General features: G+C 64.3%; 20 protein-coding genes and 1 tRNA gene. 4 read left to right on the top strand and 17 right to left on the bottom strand.

Going from position 1 to position 20537, the window contains the following annotated elements; genetic code table 11:
- Positions 1–133: 133 nt before the first annotated feature.
- Positions 134–847, bottom strand: a complete 714-nt coding sequence (locus U5809_RS19645) for a class I SAM-dependent methyltransferase (RefSeq protein ID WP_322087767.1) — start codon at positions 845–847, stop codon at positions 134–136.
- A gap of 382 nt (positions 848–1229) precedes the next feature.
- Here U5809_RS19645 and U5809_RS19650 point away from each other — a divergent pair, with 382 nt between their 5' ends.
- Complete coding sequence (locus U5809_RS19650; protein ID WP_322087768.1) at positions 1230–2045, top strand: tyrosine-protein phosphatase; 816 nt, start codon at positions 1230–1232, stop codon at positions 2043–2045.
- A 294-nt stretch (positions 2046–2339) separates the two neighbouring features.
- Positions 2340–4550: a hypothetical protein gene (locus U5809_RS19655; RefSeq protein WP_322087769.1), complete on the top strand. Its 2211-nt coding sequence runs from the start codon at positions 2340–2342 to the stop codon at positions 4548–4550.
- Positions 4551–4633: 83 nt separating this feature from the next.
- On the opposite strand, the gene U5809_RS19660 is transcribed toward U5809_RS19655, so the two are convergent.
- From U5809_RS19660 to U5809_RS19725, 14 genes are all read right to left on the bottom strand, one after another.
- Complete coding sequence (locus tag U5809_RS19660; protein ID WP_282507346.1) at positions 4634–5047, bottom strand: MerR family transcriptional regulator; 414 nt, start codon at positions 5045–5047, stop codon at positions 4634–4636.
- Between the two features lie 61 nt (positions 5048–5108).
- Positions 5109–5495: an integration host factor subunit alpha gene (locus U5809_RS19665; RefSeq protein WP_034190156.1), complete on the bottom strand. Its 387-nt coding sequence runs from the start codon at positions 5493–5495 to the stop codon at positions 5109–5111.
- A gap of 72 nt (positions 5496–5567) precedes the next feature.
- Positions 5568–7997 carry a phenylalanine--tRNA ligase subunit beta gene (pheT, locus tag U5809_RS19670; protein ID WP_322087770.1) on the bottom strand — a complete coding sequence of 810 codons (2430 nt, stop codon included), beginning with the start codon at positions 7995–7997 and terminating at the stop codon, positions 5568–5570.
- A gap of 96 nt (positions 7998–8093) precedes the next feature.
- Positions 8094–9107, bottom strand: a complete 1014-nt coding sequence (pheS, locus tag U5809_RS19675; protein WP_059234715.1) for a phenylalanine--tRNA ligase subunit alpha — start codon at positions 9105–9107, stop codon at positions 8094–8096.
- A 149-nt stretch (positions 9108–9256) separates the two neighbouring features.
- Complete coding sequence (gene rplT, locus U5809_RS19680; RefSeq protein ID WP_004192938.1) at positions 9257–9616, bottom strand: 50S ribosomal protein L20; 360 nt, start codon at positions 9614–9616, stop codon at positions 9257–9259.
- A 30-nt stretch (positions 9617–9646) separates the two neighbouring features.
- Positions 9647–9844, bottom strand: coding sequence for a 50S ribosomal protein L35 (rpmI, locus tag U5809_RS19685; RefSeq protein WP_004191477.1), 198 nt, complete (start codon positions 9842–9844; stop codon positions 9647–9649).
- 190 nt (positions 9845–10034) lie between these two features.
- Positions 10035–10559 carry a translation initiation factor IF-3 gene (gene infC, locus U5809_RS19690; protein WP_071734130.1) on the bottom strand — a complete coding sequence of 175 codons (525 nt, stop codon included), beginning with the start codon at positions 10557–10559 and terminating at the stop codon, positions 10035–10037.
- A gap of 49 nt (positions 10560–10608) precedes the next feature.
- The gene (gene thrS, locus U5809_RS19695; protein WP_176051216.1) at positions 10609–12516 is read right to left on the bottom strand and encodes a threonine--tRNA ligase; all 1908 of its coding nucleotides are present in this window, start codon (positions 12514–12516) and stop codon (positions 10609–10611) included.
- 272 nt (positions 12517–12788) lie between these two features.
- Positions 12789–12865, bottom strand: a tRNA-Val gene (locus U5809_RS19700).
- 87 nt (positions 12866–12952) lie between these two features.
- Entirely contained in the window at positions 12953–15187 is a 2235-nt protein-coding gene (locus U5809_RS19705) for a bifunctional (p)ppGpp synthetase/guanosine-3',5'-bis(diphosphate) 3'-pyrophosphohydrolase (protein WP_322087771.1), read from the bottom strand.
- Between the two features lie 39 nt (positions 15188–15226).
- On the bottom strand, positions 15227–15580 hold the full coding sequence (locus tag U5809_RS19710; RefSeq protein ID WP_021162422.1) for a RidA family protein: 354 nt from the start codon (positions 15578–15580) through the stop codon (positions 15227–15229).
- Between the two features lie 80 nt (positions 15581–15660).
- Positions 15661–16557: an alpha/beta hydrolase gene (locus tag U5809_RS19715; protein ID WP_322087774.1), complete on the bottom strand. Its 897-nt coding sequence runs from the start codon at positions 16555–16557 to the stop codon at positions 15661–15663.
- Positions 16558–16755: 198 nt separating this feature from the next.
- Entirely contained in the window at positions 16756–17397 is a 642-nt protein-coding gene (locus U5809_RS19720) for a CoA transferase subunit B (RefSeq protein WP_322087775.1), read from the bottom strand.
- 1 nt (position 17398) lies between these two features.
- Positions 17399–18103: a CoA transferase subunit A gene (locus U5809_RS19725; protein WP_011545238.1), complete on the bottom strand. Its 705-nt coding sequence runs from the start codon at positions 18101–18103 to the stop codon at positions 17399–17401.
- A 223-nt stretch (positions 18104–18326) separates the two neighbouring features.
- Here U5809_RS19725 and U5809_RS19730 point away from each other — a divergent pair, with 223 nt between their 5' ends.
- Positions 18327–18872: a PAS and helix-turn-helix domain-containing protein gene (locus tag U5809_RS19730; RefSeq protein ID WP_322087776.1), complete on the top strand. Its 546-nt coding sequence runs from the start codon at positions 18327–18329 to the stop codon at positions 18870–18872.
- A gap of 116 nt (positions 18873–18988) precedes the next feature.
- On the opposite strand, the gene U5809_RS19735 is transcribed toward U5809_RS19730, so the two are convergent.
- Positions 18989–19429, bottom strand: coding sequence for an acyl-CoA thioesterase (locus U5809_RS19735; protein WP_124454777.1), 441 nt, complete (start codon positions 19427–19429; stop codon positions 18989–18991).
- Between the two features lie 32 nt (positions 19430–19461).
- Complete coding sequence (locus U5809_RS19740) at positions 19462–20244, bottom strand: SDR family oxidoreductase (RefSeq protein WP_011351770.1); 783 nt, start codon at positions 20242–20244, stop codon at positions 19462–19464.
- Positions 20245–20350: 106 nt separating this feature from the next.
- On the opposite strand from U5809_RS19740, the gene U5809_RS19745 reads away from it, so the two are divergent.
- Positions 20351–20537, top strand: a 187-nt coding sequence (locus U5809_RS19745) for an FAD-binding protein (protein WP_236596366.1), incomplete at its 3' end; no start/stop codon positions are given.

The raw sequence follows: 20537 nt of genomic DNA on the forward strand, positions 1-20537 counted from the left end.
TCCGATTTAGAATCGGGTCGCATGCATTTTGTGAATGTTCTTGTGAAATTTTTTGGCCTGACGGCACGGCTGCCCGTGCCCGTGCGCATGGCGACACGCCTTGCGCACCGACCTCACGGCCCTTGCGTCGCATTCACCGCTTGCGCGCCACACAGATGACCGTCAATCCGGCGACGCGATTGAAGCGGAACATCGGCAACTCGATGCGACAGATCGTCTTGAGCAGGCCGTTGACGAGCGGATGGTGAAGGCGCAGTTGCGATGCCGGCGCGCGCGGCTGCCGACGCGCACGCTCGCCGAGCCGCAACGCGGCCGCCAGCGGAAACGTGAGACCGAAATAATAAGCGCCGTGCTCGACGTCGAGCCCCGCGCGACGCACCACCTCCTCGAGACTGCCCAACGTATAGCGGCGCTTGTGCTCGAGAAAATCATCATGGCCGCTCCAGAGAAACTGGAACGCGGGCACCGTGATCAGGAACCGGCTGCCCGAAGGCGCGCCCCTCACGTACTGCGTCAGCAGACCGACGTCGTCGTCGACATGCTCGAGCACGTCCATCAGCAACACGAGATCGGCATCGAAACGTTCGACGGATCGCCGAAAGTGAATGGGCTTGCCGGCCATCTCCTCGTCGGTATCGTCGGCATAGCTTGTATCGACGCACCACGCTTCCGATGCCTGCGTGCGCTCCAGCAGGTGCTTCGAGAAAAAGCCGGAGCCCGCTCCGACGTCGAGGATCCGGTTCGCGCCCGCCCCGCCCAGAAACCGTCGGATCGCGCTCGCCTTCGACGCGTAGTACCAGTGATCGCCTACCCCCGCACCCAAAACGTCGACTTCCTTCAGGTCCATGGCGCTTCCCCGTGATGGCTACCGTGTTGTGATCGAACCAGCCACTGATGCCGATCTTACCTCGCCGTCAACGCCAATCGTATTCGTTGATGCACGGCCCGCGTCGGCCACGTTTCTCATCAAAAAGGACGATGGCCGATTCGCCGTAAATCGCTACCGTGCGGTTAGCCGGCGCGAGATCGACGCGCCCGGCGAACCGTCCGACTGCATGCCGATCGATCCGGCCCGCCCGGCTTTGCCGCGTTGCGCGAGACAGGCGGCGGCTTCGGTCACCCCGCGGTCGCGACGTCTTGTAACCGTCTTCGACAAAGGGCATTGAATGCATCAGAAAAACGAAATCTCCCGTCGACAATTTCTCCGGCTGAGCGCCGGCACGATAGGCGTGGCGCTGGGAAGCGCGTCGCTGCTGTCGGCATGCGGCGGCGACTCGATCTCGGTCGCACCGGTCACGACACCGCGGCTGGCTTCGGTATCGAACTTTCGCGACACCGCCGGGCCGGACGGCACCGGCTATGCAACGACCGGCGGCGCAAAGATGAAGAAAGGCGTGATCTACCGCTCGTCTGCGCTCGCGCTGTCCAGCGCCGACGTCGCGACCGTCGGCACGCTCGGCATCAAGCAGATCTGCGACCTGCGCACGCCCGCCGAAATCAAGACGCAACCCGATGTGACGATCGCCGGTGCCGCCTGGCAAAACCTCAACGTGCTCGGCGCCGCCAGCATCGATCCGCTCCCGACCAGCGGCGCAACCGCGACCGCTTTCATGCTGAGCATGTACCGCGCGTTCGTGACGTCGGACACCGCGCATGCGAGCTATCACGCGCTGTTCACCGGCTTCGTCGGCACGGGTGAAAACCTGGTGTTCCATTGCACGGCCGGCAAGGATCGCACCGGCTGGGCAACCGCCATCCTGCACACGATCGTCGGCGTCCCGCAGCAAACGATCGTCGACGACTACCTGCTCACCAACACGTACAGCGCAGCCGAAATCGCCGCCTCCGTCGCCCAGGCCCAAAAAGCCGGTGGGCAGAATGCAGCGGACATGATGACCGCATTGCAAGGCGCACACGCCGACTATCTGCAAGCGGCATTCGATCAGGTCACGGCTTCGTACGGCTCGATGGGGTCGTATATCGAGAACGGCCTGCAACTCGACCAGGCCACGCAGAACGCGATCCGGCAGCGCCTGCTGGTCTGACCGGCCACCGTATCGCCCATCCGGGCAAACCCGCGCCGGCCAAGGCTCGCGACGGATTTGCCCGGTCGCCGCAAAAGGCCCCGGCCGACGCCCGGCAAAAACCAAACGACCGTTTGATCCGGTCGCCCGATCACCGCGAATCCATTGTCCCGCAGCCCGCCGGCGCCCCGCGCCCGGGCGCCCGTTGTTTGGTAACGCCGCTCTAGCACGCTATGACACACTGCACGGCATCGACGCTCGCGCCGTGCAGTGGCACGCGCCGCCGTCGATCACGACAAGACATGGAGACAGACGATGCGGAATGCGGTCCGGCGCGGCCATCGCTCGCCTTTGGCAATTTTCGACTGGATGTCCGGCCTGCGACGCACGGCCGCCCCGGCGTCGCACACCGCATCCCGCGTATTTGGCTGCGGCACACTTGCGCTCGCGCTGCTCTGCGCCGGCTGCGCTGAATCGGCCGCGCAGCGCGACGGCAGCCCTTCGGTCGCGTCGACGAAGATCGAACGCACCAAAGCCGAGCGCCTCGCGCGCGAGCAGCAGATCGCACGCACCGTACCGTCGGTGGCGTCGCTCAGCCTCACGCAACCGCGCCCGTTCACGCTGCGTGACTCGGGCCAGAACGGCGCGATGACGTTCCTGCGCGACGTCGATTTCCGCATCGTCAACAACCTCGGTTTCTTCATCCATCAGCTGTCGGCCACGCTCGTGCCGACGCAGGCCGGCGCGCCGATCGTGTTCGACGATCCGACGAGCTTCCAGATCGACGTGCACGAAGGCACGGTCACGCTCGACAACGCGAAGCTGACCGCCCTCTTCAACACCTACATCTTCGGCTACCGCAACGCGCCGCTGCGCAAGCTGGCCGTATCGGCCGGCGACGGCGTGATCCATCTTCAAGGCGAGATGCAGCGCGACGGTTGGGTCCCGTTCTCGCTGACCGGCACGCTTGCGATACGCGACGGTAGCCAGCTCGTGTTCCACCCGACCGGCGTACGCGTGTCGGGCATCAACGCGCAACCGGTGATGCGCGCGGCCAACGTGAAGATGGCCGATCTGCTGAAAGTCCAGACGCCGATCGCGCAGCTCGCCGGCGACGATCTCGTGATGGCGGTCGACAAGCTGATGCCGCCGCCGCGCCTGAAGCTCACGATCACCGCGCTGCGCGTGACGCCGGCCGGCCTCGACCTGAAGCTCGACGACGGCACGCATGCCGGCTTCGCGATGCCCGCGAGCGCACCGCAGCAGGCGATGTATATCCGCGGCGGCGACGTGAAGTTCATGCGCTCGATGCCGATGAACGCGGACATCCTGATCGGTCCTGTCGATCCGTCGAAGCGCGACCAGACGTTCGTGTTCGACCTGTATCACTATCGCGACCAGGTGTCGGCCGGCTACTTCAATTTCGACGAAAGCGGTGCAATGGCGATCCGGATGCCCTCGTACACGGGCCCGGCCAGCGGCGCGCTGCTCGGCAACGCGACCGCGCGCCTGAACGACAGCTTCCTCGCCACGCAGCAGTCCGCGCTGCGCGACGTGCGCCAGCACTGGGAAGCCTATGCGCTCGCGGCGGACACCCTGCATCCCGGCATGCAGAAGGTCGCGATGCGGCGCACGTCGACCACGCCGTTCAACGAACGGCACGTGTCGAACCGCAACCCGACGATCCATCTGCGCAACGTCGACTTCAACCTGTCCGGCGATATCGGCTTCCATGTCGAGGATCTCGACGTCGAGCTCGTGTCGAAGCGGCCCGGTGAGCCCGTCGATCTCGACGATCCGAACCAGTACGACATCCGCATTCTCGGCGGCACGGTCGTCGAGTCGTGGAAGGCAATGTCCGCGCTGTTCAACAACTACCTGCTCGACTACTCGCCGCGTTCGCTGAACGACCTGCAACTGAGCGCGGACGGCCAGAACCTGCGCGTCCAGGGCGGCATCAAGCTGTGGAATCACGTGCCGGGCGTCTGGCTGCCGACCGACATGAAGGGCTCGCTGACGGTACTCGACGACCGGCACCTCGCGTTCAAGCCCGCACAGGTGTCGGTGCTCGGCATTCCACAGGCGCAGCTCCTGCGCTCGCTCGGCATCGAGCTCGCGTCGCTGACGCCGCTGCAGCGGCGAGGCGCGGAGCTGCGCGGCGACACGCTCGTGCTCGACCAGTACACCGTGTTCCCGCCGCCGATGCTGAACGGCAAGCTCGGGCAGGCCACGGTCGAGCGCGACGGACTGCGCCTCACGTTCCGGCGCGCGGCCGGCGCACCCGCGCCGAAGCGGCCGCAGATCGACGCGCCGAGCTACATGTGGATGGAAGGCGGCGACATGAAGATGTTCAACGTGCTCGAGCTGAACGTGCGCGCGCTGATCCGCAATTCGGCCCAGGCCGGCCCGATGCGTTTCGACCTGTACGGCTACCGCAGCCAGGTCGCGCAGGGCTCGGTGCGGATGCTGCCGGATGGTACGCTGGTCGTCGACATGGGCCAGAAGAATCCGCTCGCGTCGCGCTGATGCGTACGTGCGGTGCCCATGAAAAAAGCCCGGTGGCGCATCGCCAACCGGGCTTTCCCCTTGATCTCGTTCGCGCTGCGCGCTCAGTCGTGCTTCAGTCCGTCGATCACGTCGAGCAGCGCCTGCCGCAATGCGATGACGTCGACGGTTCCACCCGGCTTGCCCGATACACGCACGTCGGCGGCCTGCAACTCGGGTTCGACCGGTTCCGCCGCGCCCCGCTCGCTACCCGGCGAATCGAGCCGGTTGCGTGCACCGTTGATCGTGAATCCCTGCTCGTAGAGCAACTCGCGAATCCGCCGGATCAGCAGCACTTCGTGATGCTGGTAATACCGACGATTGCCGCGCCGCTTCACCGGCCGCAGCTGAGTGAATTCCTGTTCCCAATAACGCAGCACATGCGGCTTGACCCCGCACAGTTCGCTGACTTCACCGATCGTGAAGTAGCGCTTCGCGGGAATCGGAGGCAAGACGACTTTCTCAACCGTAGTGGTCATCGTCGGTTAACCGTCGGTAAAGGGTGCGCGGCGGCCGCGCGGAGACTGCTGCGTGCGGCGCTTATTCCGCGCCGTTTTCGACCAGCGCCTTCAGCTTCTGGCTCGCGTGGAAGGTTACCACCCGGCGCGCCGCGATCGGAATCGCCTCGCCCGTCTTCGGATTGCGGCCCGGACGCTGCGGCTTATCGCGCAGCTGGAAATTGCCGAATCCCGACAGCTTGACGCTCTCGCCGTTTTCGAGCGCGTCGCGGATCACCTCGAAAAACGCCTCGACCATGTCCTTCGCTTCACGCTTGTTCAGCCCGACGCTGTCGAACAGCAGCTCCGCCAGCTCCGCCTTCGTCAGCGTGGGCGTCTCGGGGGACGCCGGCGCCGAAGCGTCGCGGTTCATGGCGCTGCGTTGCGCCGTCAGGAGGGCTTCGAATTCACTCGAGGTCATGTCATTCATATCTGCCATACAGCGCGTTAAATCAAAACTTACGATGGGAAAAAGCCGCCCGCGAACGGGCGGGCCCTCTCCTTAGCCGCGCAGGCGGGCACCCGTACGAGCCATCCGCTCGACCAGCGTCTGGATCGCCTGATCGACGACCTCGTCCTGCAGCGTGCCAGCCGCGTCCTGCAGCGTCACGCGGAAGGCAAGGCTCTTCTCGTGCGCGGCAAGGCCACCGGAAGTATTTGATTTTGCACGAAATTCGTCGAAGAGTACAACCTTCTGAACGAATCGGCAGGCCTCTTCGGCAAGCGCCTTCTTCATTTCGTCGAAAAGTGCCTGAACCTCGACCGCCTGATCGACGACAACGGCGATATCGCGACGGACCGGCGGGAATTTCGACACATCGGTCGGTGCCGGCAGCGCACGTGCAATCAGCGCGTCCGCATCGATCTCGAACATCACCGGCGCGTGCGGCAGCTCGTACTTCTGCATCAGGCGCGGGTGCAACTCGCCGATCCAGCCGACCGCACGGCCATCGACCTCGATGCGTGCGCTGCGGCCCGGATGGAGGGCCGGATGCTCTGCCTTCACGAAGCGTGCGGCCGCCGGCGCCAGCAGCGCCTCGAGGTCGCCCTTCACGTCGAAGAAATCGACCGCGCGGGTAGCGACGCCCCACTGCTCGTCGACTGCCGGACCGTACGCCAGCGCGCCGACACGCTTCGGCTGCGCATGACCTTCGACCGCCAGCTCGCCGGCCTTCACCGACGAATCGGTGAGGAACACGCGGCCCGACTCGAACACGCGCACGCGATCGGCACGGCGGTTCAGGTTGTGGCGCAGCACGGCGATCAGGCTGCCGAACAGCGTCGTGCGCATCACCGAAAGCTGGCTCGCGATCGGGTTCAGCAACCGGATCGGGTTGTCGTTGCCGGCGAAATCGTGCTCCCACTCCGCATCGACGAAGCTGAAGTTGACGGTTTCCGCGTAGTCGCGCGCGGCGAGCGCGTGACGGATGTCGTGGATCGAGCGCCGCGTCTCGTTGGTCGCGCGCATTTCGCTCGTCGCGACCGGCGGACGCACCGGAATCTTTTCGAAACCGTAGATGCGCGCCACTTCCTCGATCAGGTCTTCCTCGATCTCGATGTCGAAGCGGTGCGACGGCGGCGTAACGAGGAATGCGTCGTCTTCACGCTCGAACGGCAACGCGAGGCGCGTGAAGATGCTGGCGATCTCGTCGGCGCTGATCTTCACGCCGATGATGCGGTTCGCGCGCGAAACGCGCATCTTCACCGGCGCGCGCTGCGGCAGGTTCACCGACTGATCGTCGACCGGGCCGGCCTTGCCGCCGCAGATCTCGAGAATCAGTTGCGTGATGCGCTCGACGTGCTCGACGGTCGTCGCGTAGTCGACACCGCGCTCGAAGCGATGCGCCGCATCGGTCGAGAAGTTGTACTTGCGCGCGCGGCCGCGGATGCTGTCCGGCCACCAGAACGCGGCTTCGAGATAGATGTTGGTCGTATCGAGCGTGACGGCCGTGCTGTCGCCGCCCATGATGCCGGCCAGGCTCTCGACTTGGGCGGCATCCGAAATCACGCCGACCGTTTCGTCGAGTTCGACGGTGTTGCCATTGAGCAGCTTCAGCGATTCGCCGCGCTTGCCCCAGCGCACCTCGATACCGCCATGGATCTTGTCGAGATCGAACACGTGCGACGGGCGGCCGAGCTCGAACATCACGTAGTTCGAGATGTCGACCAGCGCGGACACGCTGCGCTGGCCCGAACGCTCGAGGCGCTCGACCATCCACTGCGGCGTCTTCGCGTGCGCGTTCACGCCACGGATCACGCGACCCGAGAAACGGCCGCACAGATCGGGCGCGGCGATACGCACCGGCAGCGTTTCGTCGAGCTCGACGCGCACCGGGCGGATGTCGACCGGCGTCAGCGGCGCGCCGGTGATCGCGGCCGTCTCGCGCGCGATACCGAACACGGACAGGCAGTCTGCCTTGTTCGGCGTCAGCTTGATTTCGAAGATCGTGTCGTCGAGATTGAGCGTCTCGCGGATGTCCTGGCCAACCGGTGTGTCTTCCGGCAGGATCAGCAGGCCGCTGTGGTCCTCGGACAGCTTGAGTTCGCGTGCCGAGCACAGCATCCCCTGGCTCTCCACGCCGCGCAGCTTCGACAGCTTGATCGCGAACGGCTTGCCGCCCTCTTCCGACGGCGGCAGTTCCGCGCCGACCAATGCAACCGGCACCTTGATGCCGGGCGCGACGTTCGGCGCGCCGCAGACGATGTTCAGCGTCGCGCCGGTGCCGGCGTCGACCTGGCAGACATTGAGCTTGTCCGCATCCGGATGCTTGACGACTTCGAGCACGCGGCCGACGACGATCTTCGACGTCGGCGGCGCAGCCTTGCTCAGCGATTCGACTTCGAGCCCCGCCATCGTCAGCGCGTGCGACAGTTCGTCGGTCGTCAGCTGCGGGTCGACAAAGGTTCTCAACCAGGATTCAGGGAATTGCATGGATGTCTACGTTCGAAACAGGTTAGATCGACGCCCGGGCCCCATCGGATCGTCCTTCGGGGCATGCGCGGGCACAGGTCGGCGCGGCGAGCGGCGTTATGCGAACTGGCGCAGGAAACGCAGGTCGTTCTCGAAGAACAGCCGGAGATCCTGGACGCCGTAGCGCAGCATCGTCAGGCGCTCGAGGCCGCTGCCGAACGCGAAGCCGATGTAGCGCTCGGGATCGAGGCCCATGTTGCGAATCACGGTCGGATGCACCTGCCCCGAGCCGGAAATCTCGAGCCACTTGCCGGCATTCTTGCCTTGCTCGAACATCATGTCGATCTCGGCCGACGGTTCCGTGAACGGGAAATACGACGGACGGAAGCGCACGAGGATGTCGTCGCGCTCGAAGAATTTTTTCAGGAAGTCGGTGTAGACGCCCTTGAGGTCGGCGAAGCTGATGTTCTCGTCGATCCACAGTCCCTCGACCTGATTGAACATCGGCGAGTGGGTCGCATCGCTGTCGACGCGATAGGTGCGGCCCGGCGCGATCACCTTGATCGGCGGACGGTTCATGCGCGCATAACGCACCTGCATCGGGCTCGTGTGCGTACGCAGCAGCAGCTGGCGGCCGTCGGCATCCTTGCCTTCGACGTAGAAGGTGTCCTGCATCGAACGCGCCGGATGGTTTTCCGGGCTGTTCAGCGACGTGAAGTTGTACCAGTCGGTCTCGATTTCGGGGCCGTCGGCCACATCGAAACCGATCGAGCCGAAAATCTGTTCGACCCGCTCCCACGTGCGCATCACGGGGTGCAGGCTGCCTGCGCCGGCGCCACGGCCCGGCAGCGTCACGTCGATCGCTTCGGCGGTGAGGCGCTGATTCAGCAGCGCGTCGGCCAGTGCCTGGCGACGGGCGGTCAGCGCGGCTTCAACCTGCTGCTTCACGACGTTGATGCGCGCGCCTTCGGTCTTGCGTGTTTCGGGATCGAGCTTGCCGAGGCCCTTGAGCAACTCGGTCAGCGCACCCGACTTGCCGAGAAATCGTGCTTTCTCGTTTTCGAGCGTGGTGATGTCGGCAGCCTGTTCGAAGGACTGCTGCGCGTCGGCGACAATCTGGTCCAGATCCATAGATCCCATCATTTCCAACGTCATTCGGTCTTGGCGAGCGAAACTGCTCCACCAAACAAAAAAGGGGCTCGGAAGAGCCCCGTTTTCGCTGCAGCGGCCGAAACTACCGGAACATCGCTGCAACTAACCACGCAGTGCTAATTTTTCAATTAGGCTGCAACGGCGGCTTTCACCTGCTTGACGATCGCAGCAAAAGCAGCCTTGTCGAACACCGCCATGTCGGCCAGGACCTTACGGTCGAGTTCGATCGACGCCTTCTTCAGGCCGTTGATGAACACGCTGTAGGTCATGTCGTGCTGGCGAACTGCCGCGTTGATACGCGTGATCCACAGTGCGCGGAACACACGCTTCTTGTTGCGGCGGTCGCGGTACGCGTACTGACCAGCGCGCATCACCGCCTGCTTGGCGATGCGGTAGACGTTATTGCGGCGGCCGCGATAACCCTTGGCCAGGTTGATGATCTTCTTGTGGCGGGCCCGTGCGGTTACCCCACGTTTGACTCGAGGCATGTTTCTCTCCTTGGAGTATCGGTTGAGGGGTTACGCGAACGGCAGCATTGCGCGGACGGAGTTCAGATCGGAATCATGAACTGCCGTTGCGCCGCGCAGGTGACGCTTGTTCTTCGTGGTTTTCTTGGTCAGGATGTGACGCTTGAAGGCTTGACCGCGCTTGACGGTACCGCCCGGACGCACCACGAAGCGCTTTGCAGCGCTCTTCTTGGTCTTCATCTTAGGCATGACGAACAACTCCAGTTTATTAGATGGCGATGGGTGTGCGGTTGGCTTGCGCCCTTGACCCGCCCTTCGAAACCCAGTCCACTTGTATACGGCATACCGCTTGCGCGGCCGCCGTCATTGTTGGCACGCCGCCCTGACCGGGCAACGCGCCGAACCACTGTCGAACCAGCGCGCGAAGCGCGCGGGCCCGTTACTTCTTTTTCTTCGGCGAGAGCACCATGATCATCTGGCGCCCTTCCATCTTCGGCATCTGCTCGACCTGGCCGACTTCCTCGAGATCCGTGCGCAGACGCTCAAGCATCCGCATACCGATTTCCTGGTGAGCCATTTCACGGCCGCGGAAACGCAACGTGATCTTCGTCTTGTCGCCCTCTTCGAGGAAGCGCACGAGATTGCGGAGCTTGACGTTGTAGTCACCGTCATCGGTACCCGGGCGGAACTTGACTTCCTTGACCTGGATGACCTTCTGCTTCAGCTTCGCTTCGTGCTGCTTCTTCGATTCCTGGTACTTGAACTTGCCGTAATCCATCAGACGGCAAACCGGGGGAACCGCTTGCGGCGCGATTTCCACCAGGTCAACATCCAGTTCTTCCGATTTACGGAAAGCATCAGCGAGTTTTACGATACCGAGCGGTTCGTTCTCGATCCCGACCAGACGCACTTCCGGCGCAGTGATTTCACCGTTGATGCGGTGCGACGACTTATCAGTAGCGATGTTACGTTTCCTCTAAAAATTAAAAAAACGAGCCGCGCTGCCAGGGCGGTTACTTGAACGAGCGCAGGTCTTCCTGCAGACGCTCAACGAAGGCTTCGATCGGCATTACGCCAAGATCGACGCCGCCACGGGCACGCACGGCTACCGTTTGCGCATCACGCTCCTTATCGCCCACGACGAGGAGATAAGGCACCTTTTCCAGCGTGTGCTCGCGTATTTTATAGCTAATCTTCTCGTTGCGCAAATCGGCCGCCACTCTAACCCCTTGTTTTTGCAACGTTTGGGTCAGAGACTGCGCATATTCGGCCTGACTTTCGGCGATATTGAGCACAATTGCCTGGAACGGCGCGAGCCAGACAGGCATTGCACCGGCATGGTGCTCGATCAAAATGCCGAGGAAACGCTCCATCGAACCGACGATCGCGCGGTGCAGCATCACCGGCCGGCGGCGGCTGTTGTCTTCCGCCACGTACTCGGCGCCGAGGCGCTCCGGCAGCACCATGTCGAGCTGCAGCGTGCCGCACTGCCACGAACGGCCGAGCGCATCCTTGATGTGGTACTCGATCTTCGGGCCGTAGAACGCGCCTTCACCCGGCAACTCTTCCCACGTGAGGCCGCAGGCCGTCAGCGCATCGCGCAGGCCCTGCTCGGCGCGATCCCAGGTCTCGTCCGTGCCCGCGCGCTGCTCGGGGCGCAGCGACAGCTTGATGTCGATGTGATCGAAACCGAAGTCCTTGTACACGCTCATGGCCAGCGTGTTGAACGCGATCGATTCTGAAATGAACTGGTCTTCCGTACAGAAGATGTGCGCATCGTCCTGCACGAAGCCGCGCACGCGCATCAGGCCGTGCAGCGCGCCCGACGCCTCGTTGCGGTGGCACGAACCGAATTCCGCGTAACGCAACGGCAGATCGCGGTACGAGCGCAGGCCGTGCTTGAACACCTGGACGTGGCCCGGGCAGTTCATCGGCTTGATCGCGTAGTCGCGCTTCTCCGACTCCGTCGTGAACATGTTCTCGCGGTAGTTCTGCCAGTGACCCGACGCTTCCCACAGCGAGCGGTCCATGATCATCGGCGTCTTGATCTCGAGGTACCCGGCGTCGTTCACGCGGCGGCGCATGTACTGCTCGACCTGCTGCCACAGCGCCCAGCCCTTCGGATGCCAGAACACCATGCCCGGCGACTCTTCCTGCATGTGGAACAGGTCGAGCTGCTTGCCGAGCTTGCGGTGGTCGCGCTTTTCCGCTTCCTCGAGCATGTGCAGGTACTGGTCCTGGTCTTCCTTTTTGGTCCAGGCCGTACCGTAGATGCGCTGCAGCTGCTCGTTCTTCGAATCGCCGCGCCAGTATGCGCCCGCGACCTTCATCAGCTTGAAGACCTTCATCTTGCCGGTGGACGGCACGTGCGGGCCGCGGCACAGATCGGTGAAGCCGCCGTGCGAGTACAGCTTGATTTCGTCGCTTTGCGGGATCGATTCGATGATCTCGGCCTTGTACTTCTCGCCGATGCTGCGGAAGTAACCGGCCGCCTCGTCACGCGACACGACGCGGCGCGTCACGGGCTCGTCCTTCTTCGCGAGTTCCTGCATGCGCTTTTCGATCTTTTCCAGATCTTCCGGCGTAAACGGACGGTTGTACGAGAAGTCGTAATAGAAGCCGTTGTCGATCACCGGGCCGATCGTCACCTGCGCATCTGGATACAGATCCTTCACCGCATACGCGAGCAAGTGCGCGGTCGAGTGACGAATGATGTCGAGACCGTCGGCATCCTTGTCCGTGACGATCGCGAGCGAAGCGTCGCGGTCGATCACCGTGGACGTATCAACGAGCTCGCCATCGAGCTTGCCACCAAGCGCAGCCTTCGCAAGGCCGGGACCGATCGAGGCTGCAACCTCGGCAACTGTCACCGGATGCTCGTATTGTCGAACTGAGCCGTCAGGCAAGCGTATCGAAACCATAGCAATCTCCGTGATGCCGACAGTGGGCGGCAGACCAGGTACGCGCGATTAAAAATCACGCACGAAATTTTCGCGACAAAAAAAATGCGGCCCCGCTTTCGAGGGGCCGCATTCGATACTTCACTCAAACTGAAAGGGCGAAAACGTTCCTCGACTAGCGTCGCTCCGAAGTAGTTTCGGTCAACGTTCGCGGTGTCATAACCGTATTCGCCTTGTTCGCGTTGAGTTCTTTACTGCATCGAACACCCGGAGGCCGGGCATTCTCAATTCGTTGGTAGGCTCGATTGGACTCGAACCAACGACCCCCACCATGTCAAGGTGGTGCTCTAACCAGCTGAGCTACGAGCCTAGTGAAGCTAAGATTATATGGAGCCGTTACCCGCTTGGCAAGTATTTTTATGCGGTCGCAGCAAAATAACAGTGTTCCAACCCCATATCACACCTTCCGCCCTGCCCGCACGACGCCTTGCACCTCGCCGAGCAGCGTACATGCGCGCTGCACCTGCGCCGAATTCGACACCTCGACCGTGAACTGCATGAATGCCGCATTGCGGCGACTCTGCGTCTTCACGCCCACCACATTGATCTTCTCGCGCGCGAACACTTCGGAGATGTCACGCAGCAGCCCTTGCCGGTCGCTCGCCTCGATCATCAGGTCGACCGGATAGACGGACGCGCCGCGACCGCCCAGCACGTCGGCCGACCAGGTCGTCTGCAGCACGCGCTCCGGCGCGCGCTCGACCATCCGGCGGAACGTCGGGCAGTCGGTACGGTGGATCGACATGCCCTTGCCGCGCGTGACGAACCCGCTGATCGGATCGGGCGGCGCCGGACGGCAGCAGCGCGCCAGCTGGGTCAGCAACGCATCGACGCCCACTACCAGCACGCCGGTCGACGCACCGTGCGCGACGCTCGCGCCGCTGCTGCGCTTCTCGAAATCGGCCGGCGCCTCGGGTGCCGGTTCCGGCGGCGGCGCATCGGACAGCGCGTGCTCGACATTGCGCAGGCTGAACTCTTCCTTGCCGACGACCGAGAACAGTTCTTCGGGCGACTTGAAGCCGAGCTTCGCGGCAAGGTTGTCCAGGTTGACCGACGTCTTGCCTTCGCGCTGCAGCGTCTTTTCGACGAGCGCACGGCCATGCGCGACGTTTTCTTCCTGCTCGATCGAGTTGAACCACGCACGCACCTTCTGGCGCGCACGCGGGCTCTTCAGGTAGCCGAGCTGCAGGTTCAGCCAGTCGCGCGACGGCCCGCCCTCCTTCACCGCGACGATCTCGACCGTCTGGCCGTTCGCGAGCGACGTGTTCAGCGGCACCATCACGCCGTCGACGCGCGCGCCGCGGCAGCGATGGCCGAGCTCGCTGTGCAGGTGGTATGCGAAATCGACCGGCGTCGCGCCCTGCGGCAACGCGATGACGCGCGCCTGCGGCGTCAGCACGTAGATGTGGTCGTCATCGAGCGACGTCTCGCGCAATTGCGCCCACGCCTGATCGCCCGACACCTCGGTGCCGTCCTCGACGTCGTCCTTCCACGCCAGCAACTGGCGCAGCCACGCGATCTTCTCGTCGTACTTGTCGCTCGCCGAGAACTGGCCGCCATAACCGCGCGTGCCGGCCTCCTTGTAGCGCCAGTGCGCGGCCACGCCGTACTCGGCGAAACGGTGCATCTCCTGCGTGCGGATCTGCACCTCGAACGCGCGGCCGTCGTCGCCGATCACGACCGTATGCAGCGACTTGTAGCCGTTCGGCTTCGGCCGCGAGATGTAGTCGTCGAATTCCTTCGGCACCGGCTGCCACAGGTGGTGCACGATGCCGAGCACCGCGTAGCAATCCTTGATGTCCGGCACGATCACGCGAAACGCGCGCACGTCGTACAGCTCGGAGAAATCGAGCTCCTTGCCGCGCATCTTGCGCCAGATGCTGTAGATATGTTTCGGCCGGCCGCTCACGTCGGCCTGGATACCCGCTTCGGCGAGCTCGTGCTGCAGCCGCTCGATCGCCTGCGTGACGTACGCCTCACGCTCGATGCGCTTCTCGTCGAGCAGCTTGGCGATCCGCTTGTAGGTGACGGGATCCTCGAAGCGGAACGCGAGATCCTCGAGCTCCCACTTCAGTTGCCAGATACCGAGACGGTTCGCGAGCGGCGCATAGATCTCGAGCGTCTCGCGCGCGACGTCGGGCGGCGGCTCGATCTTCGCGGCCGCGTAATAGCGCAGCGACTGCAACCGCGACGCGAGCCGGATCAGCACGACGCGAATATCCTGCGCGAACGCGAGCAGCATCTTGCGCAGCGCCTCGATCTGCGTGCGCCGCTCCTCCGCCGCGTCGCGCCCCGTGTCGGGCATCGCGTTCTGCGCGGCGCGCAGGCTGACGGTGCCGAGCCGCAACAGCTTGCGCACGTCGGACACGAGCCGCGCCACCTCTTCGCCGAAGCGCTCGGTGAGCTCGCGTTCGGGGTCGCTCAGATGCGGCGTCAGCACGAACAACGCAGCGGCCTGCATCGCGGACGGGTCGACGTTCAGCGTGCGCATGATCGCCGCCGTGCCGGCCGAGTGATCGGCAAGCAGTTCGCCCGAAGACAGGCGTGCGCCGCCTGCCCGTTCGCGCACGAACGCCAGCACGTCGTCGAACGACGGTGCCGCGACGGGAGAAGCGGGAACGGACTGGGTCATTGCACGGCCTGGCGGAATGCGGTCATCGTCGGATAACGCTCAGCTCCGCTGCGCGGCGACGACCACGATCTCGACGAGCAGCGCGGGATCCGCGAGCTTCGCCTCGACGGTGGCGCGCGGCGGCGTGTTGCCCTGCGCGACCCATGCATCCCACTCGGCATTCATGCCGTCGAAGTTCGCCAGATCCGAGATGTAGATCTGCACCGACAGCAGATGCGCCTTGTCGCTGTTCGCTTCGGCGAGCAGGCGGTCGATGTGGCCGAGCACTTCGCGCGTCTGGCCCTTGATGTCCTGCGTGGTGTCTTCGGCGATCTGGCCGGCCAGATACACGGTACCGTTGTGGATCGCGGTTTCGGAGAGACGGGCCCCGACGTGGTGACGAATGACTGCCATGGAATGTTCCGGTCGTGAGTGGGTAGAGAATCGGGCGGCGACACGGCCCGCGTGCCGCCGAACCGCATATTATGACGCGTTTATGCGTCGCCTTCGACGAAAAACCGCCGCGCGAGCGCAATCTGGTCGGCGCTGATGAACGCCGGCGCGTGGCCCGCACCCGGAATCTCGGCGTGTGTCACATGCCGGCCGCGACGCACCATGTCGGCCACCGTCTCGCGCGACAGCAGGTCGGACGTCTCGCCACGCACGACGAGCAACGCCGCATCCGTCGTCTCGATCGCGCGCCACAGCGCAGCTTCGCCGAGCGCGGCCAGTTCGGGCGTCGTGGCCTTGAACGGCTCGGCGATACGCGGATCGTAGCGCATCGTCCAGCCGCCCTCGGGCAGCTCGTGCAGCAGCGGCCCATTGATCTCGCGCCATTCGTCGGCAGTCAGCGCGCCGAACGGCAGCGACAGCGACGTCAGATAGTCGATGGCCTCCTGCTCGGTGTCGAAGCGCGGCTGCACGCCGAGGTATTCGCCGATGCGTGTCAGCGAATCGGGCTCGATGCGCGGACCGACGTCGTTGACGATCATCCGGCGCAGCGGCGAACCGGGCAGCCCCGCGAGCGCCATGCCGATCAGGCCGCCCATCGACGTACCGAACCAGTCGACCGATTCGACGTCGAGCCGCGCGATCAACGTCACCATGTCGGCCACGTACTGCGGAATCGCATAGAGCCGCGGGTCGGCCAGCCGGTCCGACTGGCCGCGCCCGACGATGTCGGGGCAGACGACGCGATACGTATCGGACAGCGCGGCGGCGAGCCGGTCGAAATCGCGCCCGGAACGCGTCAGGCCGTGCACGCAGACGAGCACGCGCGGGTTGGCGGGATCGCCCCACTCGGTATAGGCGATGTGATGCAGGCCTGCAGCGCTCACACACTGCACGCGCCGCTGGCGAGGAACCTGGGGATTCGCTGGGGTCGTTGGCATCGTTGGCATCCTGTCGAACGGGGGCGACGCGCGGGGCAACGCTTGCGGCGCCCGATGCAAACGATTGTAAACCGCTTCCGGCGCGCGGGTCGGCTCATCGGGCACCGAATAGGCGGCCCGCCAATGCGCCATGACAAACGCCCCGCATGCCGTCGTCCGGCATGCGGGGCGTCGAGACCGCGCGGGCGCGCGGCGGACTTACGCGACGGCGCTGACGTCGAGCGGCGCGCCCGTCTTCGCCTGGATCTCGTCGGCGCTCACGCCGTCGGCGAGCTCGAGGACCTTCAGGCCAGCCGGCGTCACTTCGATCACGCCGAGATCGGTGATGATCAGGTCGACCACGCCGACACCCGTCAGCGGCAGGTTGCACGCGTCGAGGATCTTGTGCTGGTCGCCCTTCGCGACATGCTCCATCAGCACGACGACACGCCCCACACCCGCGACGAGGTCCATCGCGCCGCCCATCCCCTTGATCATCTTGCCGGGGATCATCCAGTTCGCGAGGTCGCCCTGCTTGCTGACCTGCATCGCGCCGAGGATCGCGAGGTTGATGTGGCCGCCACGAATCATCGCGAACGAGTCGGCCGACGAGAAGATCGACGAGCCCGGCAGCGTCGTGACGGTCTGCTTGCCGGCGTTGATGAGATCGGCGTCGACTTCGTCTTCGGTCGGCGACGGGCCGATACCGAGCAGGCCGTTTTCCGACTGCAGCCACACCTCGACGCCTTCCGGCACGTGGTTGGCAACGAGCGTCGGCAGGCCGATACCGAGGTTCACGTAGAAGCCGTCCTGCAATTCCTTCGCCGCGCGCGCGGCCATCTGGTCACGATTCCAGGCCATGTCAGTCTCCTTTCGCGCGTACGACGCGTTGTTCGATGCGTTTTTCAGGCGTCGCGTTCAGCACGATGCGCTGCACGAAAATCCCCGGCGTGTGGACCTGGTCCGGATCGAGCGTGCCGTTCTCGACGATCTCCTCGACCTCCACCACGGTGATCTTGCCGGCCATCGCACACATCGGGTTGAAGTTGCGCGCCGTGCGGCGATAGATCAGGTTGCCGGACTTGTCGGCCTTCCACGCCTTCACGAGCGCGACGTCGGCCGTCAGCGACGGCTCGAGCACGTAGTGGCGGTCGCCGAATTGACGCGTTTCCTTGCCTTCCGCGATGACGGTGCCGTAGCCGGTATTCGTGAAGAAGGCGGGGATGCCTGCGCCGCCCGCGCGCAGCTTCTCGGCGAGCGTGCCTTGCGGCGTGAATTCGAGCTCGAGTTCGCCGGCCAGGTACTGGCGCTCGAACTCCTTGTTCTCGCCGACGTACGACGAGATCATCTTCTTGATCTGGCGCGTTTCCAGCAGCAGGCCGAGGCCGAAGCCGTCGACGCCCGCGTTGTTGCTGATGCAGGTGATGCCCTTGACGGCCGAGTCGCGCAACGCCGCGATCAGCGCCTCCGGAATCCCGCACAGGCCGAAGCCGCCCACCGCGAAGGTCTGTCCGTCGCGGACGATCCCTTCCAGCGCGGCAGCCGCGCTTGGATAGACTTTGTTCATCAGTTGTCCCTTCCTCTATGGAAACCAGCAAAACCGGTTCACGCGCCCAGCTGGGCCGCAAGCCCGCCGCATCATTCTATGCATGCGCGGCGATGCCTGCGTCGAAGCGCGCTGTTTTTATGTCGCGGCAAACCGCCGCGAGATGCCTGAAAGGGTACGATGCGGCGCGGATGCGGCACAATACGCAAAAATACATAAGCGTTTGCCTCCGCTTGCCTGCGCCATGCCTGCTCTCGATTACCAGACTGCCTTCCACCTCGCGCCGCTCGGCCTCGTGCTGTCTCGCGACCGCGTGATCGAGGATTGCAACGACGCGCTCGCGTCGATCTTCCGCTGCGCGCGGGCCGACCTGATCGGAAAGTCTTACGAGGTACTCTACCCGTCGACGGACGAATTCCAGCGCATCGGCGAGCGTATCGCGCGCATGATGGCCGCGAACGGCATCTACTCGGATGACAGAATCATGAAGCGCGCGGATGGCGAGTTGTTCTGGTGCCACGTGACGGGCCGCGCGCTCGACCGCACCGCGCCGCTCGCGGCCGGCGTGTGGACCTTCGAGGATCTGAGTGCGACACGCCGGGTCGCCGTCGAGCTGACCCCGCGCGAGCGCGAGATCGCCGCGCAGCTCGCGACCGGCAAGACCAGCAAGCAGATCGGACGCGTGCTCGACATCAGTTCGCGCACGGTCGACATCTACCGCGCACGGCTGATGCGCAAATACGGCACGAGCAACACGCCGGAGCTGCTGCAACGTCTGCTCGGACAGTGAACGCCGGTCGCGTGGCGGCGCCCGAATGACGATCGGCCGCGCAGGGCGGCCGATTCGGGTAACGACAGGCACGGCAAATCACCGGCGCGCCGGCGCCGGCCTCGCCGCCCCGGCGCTCAGTCGATTTTCGTCGCGAGTGCGCGCTCGATCGTGTCGCGCAGCAGTTGCGGCAGCTCCACCGACTTGCCCAGCGCGTAGTCGACCCACACGCAGCGCGCCTTGCCGCGCGCATAGACGTGCTGCGGATCGTCCGCGCGCGTGAGCTCGAAACCGGTGTCGAAGCTGCTCCGGCCAGGTTTCGCGGCCGACATCTTCGCGATCACGTCGCCCGGATAATGCAGCTGCTTGAGGAATTCCATCGACGCCGTGACGATAACGGGCCCCTGCCCTTCGCCATTGCCGCCGGCAATGCCGAGTTCCTCGAACCACGAGATCCGCGCCTGCTCCATGTAGCGGAAATAGACCGTGTTGTTCACATGGCCGAATGCGTCCATGTCGCCCCAGCGGATCGGCATCGACATCTCAAATACGGGGGAGTAATCGCTTGTTGCGCTCATTGCAGTCTTCTTTGTTGCTGAGTGTCGTCCGCTCAGGCGAGGCCGAAGCCATCGTCGGCGGAGATAATCGAGCCATTGATGAACTGCGACTCGTCGGCCGCGAGCAGCAACAACAGCCCGTCGAGATCCTGCGGCTTGCCAACGCGCCGGCGCGGAAGCATCGACTGCAGCTTCTGGCCCTGCTCGGTTTCCCACAGGTAATGATTGATTTCGGTATCGATATAGCCCGGACAGATCGCGTTGACGTTGATCCCGTGGCGCCCCCACTCGAGCGCCATCGCGCGCGTCATCTGCACGACCGCGGCCTTGCTCATCGCGTACAGCCCGATCTGCGGGAACACGCGCAGCCCGGCCACCGACGCGATGTTGATGATCCGGCACGGCGGCTTGCCGTTACCGCTGCCGTTCGCGCGCATGATCATCCGCTTCGCGACTTCCTGCGCGACGAAAAATGCACCGCGCGTGTTGGTGTCGAACACGAACTCGAAATCGGCCGGCGTGACGTCGACGAGCTTCTGCATTGTCGAGACACCCGAATTGTTCACAAGGATGTCGATCGTGCCGGCTTCCGTTTCCGCATGCGCGACCGCCGCCTTGATGCTCTGGACGTCGGTGACGTCGAGCGACACGACGTGCGCGGCGCCGCCCGCCGCCTCGATCTCCGCGCGCAGCTCCTTCAGGCGCTCGACACGGCGGCTCGCAAGCACGACTTTCGCGCCGGCCTGCGACAGCACCTGCGCAAAGCGCTGCCCGAGGCCGCTCGACGCGCCCGTGACCAGCGCAACCTTGCCTTCCAGATTGATCGATCGACCCATTTGCACATCCCCTTTCGATGTCGTTTCGCCAGCCCGGGCGGCACAGCCCGGGCAGCATTACCCTAGCACAAAAATAGAACGATCGTGCTAATCTAGCCGCATGTTGTTGCGGCAAGCGTTTCGTTTCGCAGACAATACGCTCCCGAATAAAAGCATTCTAACGGTTAGAGGAACGCCAATGACCCCCGCAAGCCTCATCGAGCAATACGGCCCGCGCGAATCGATGGAATACGACGTCGTGATCGTCGGCGGCGGCCCCGCCGGGCTGTCGGCGGCGATCCGGCTCAAGCAGC

Source organism: Burkholderia sp. BCC1999, assembly GCF_905339975.1.
GTDB lineage: Bacteria > Pseudomonadota > Gammaproteobacteria > Burkholderiales > Burkholderiaceae > Burkholderia.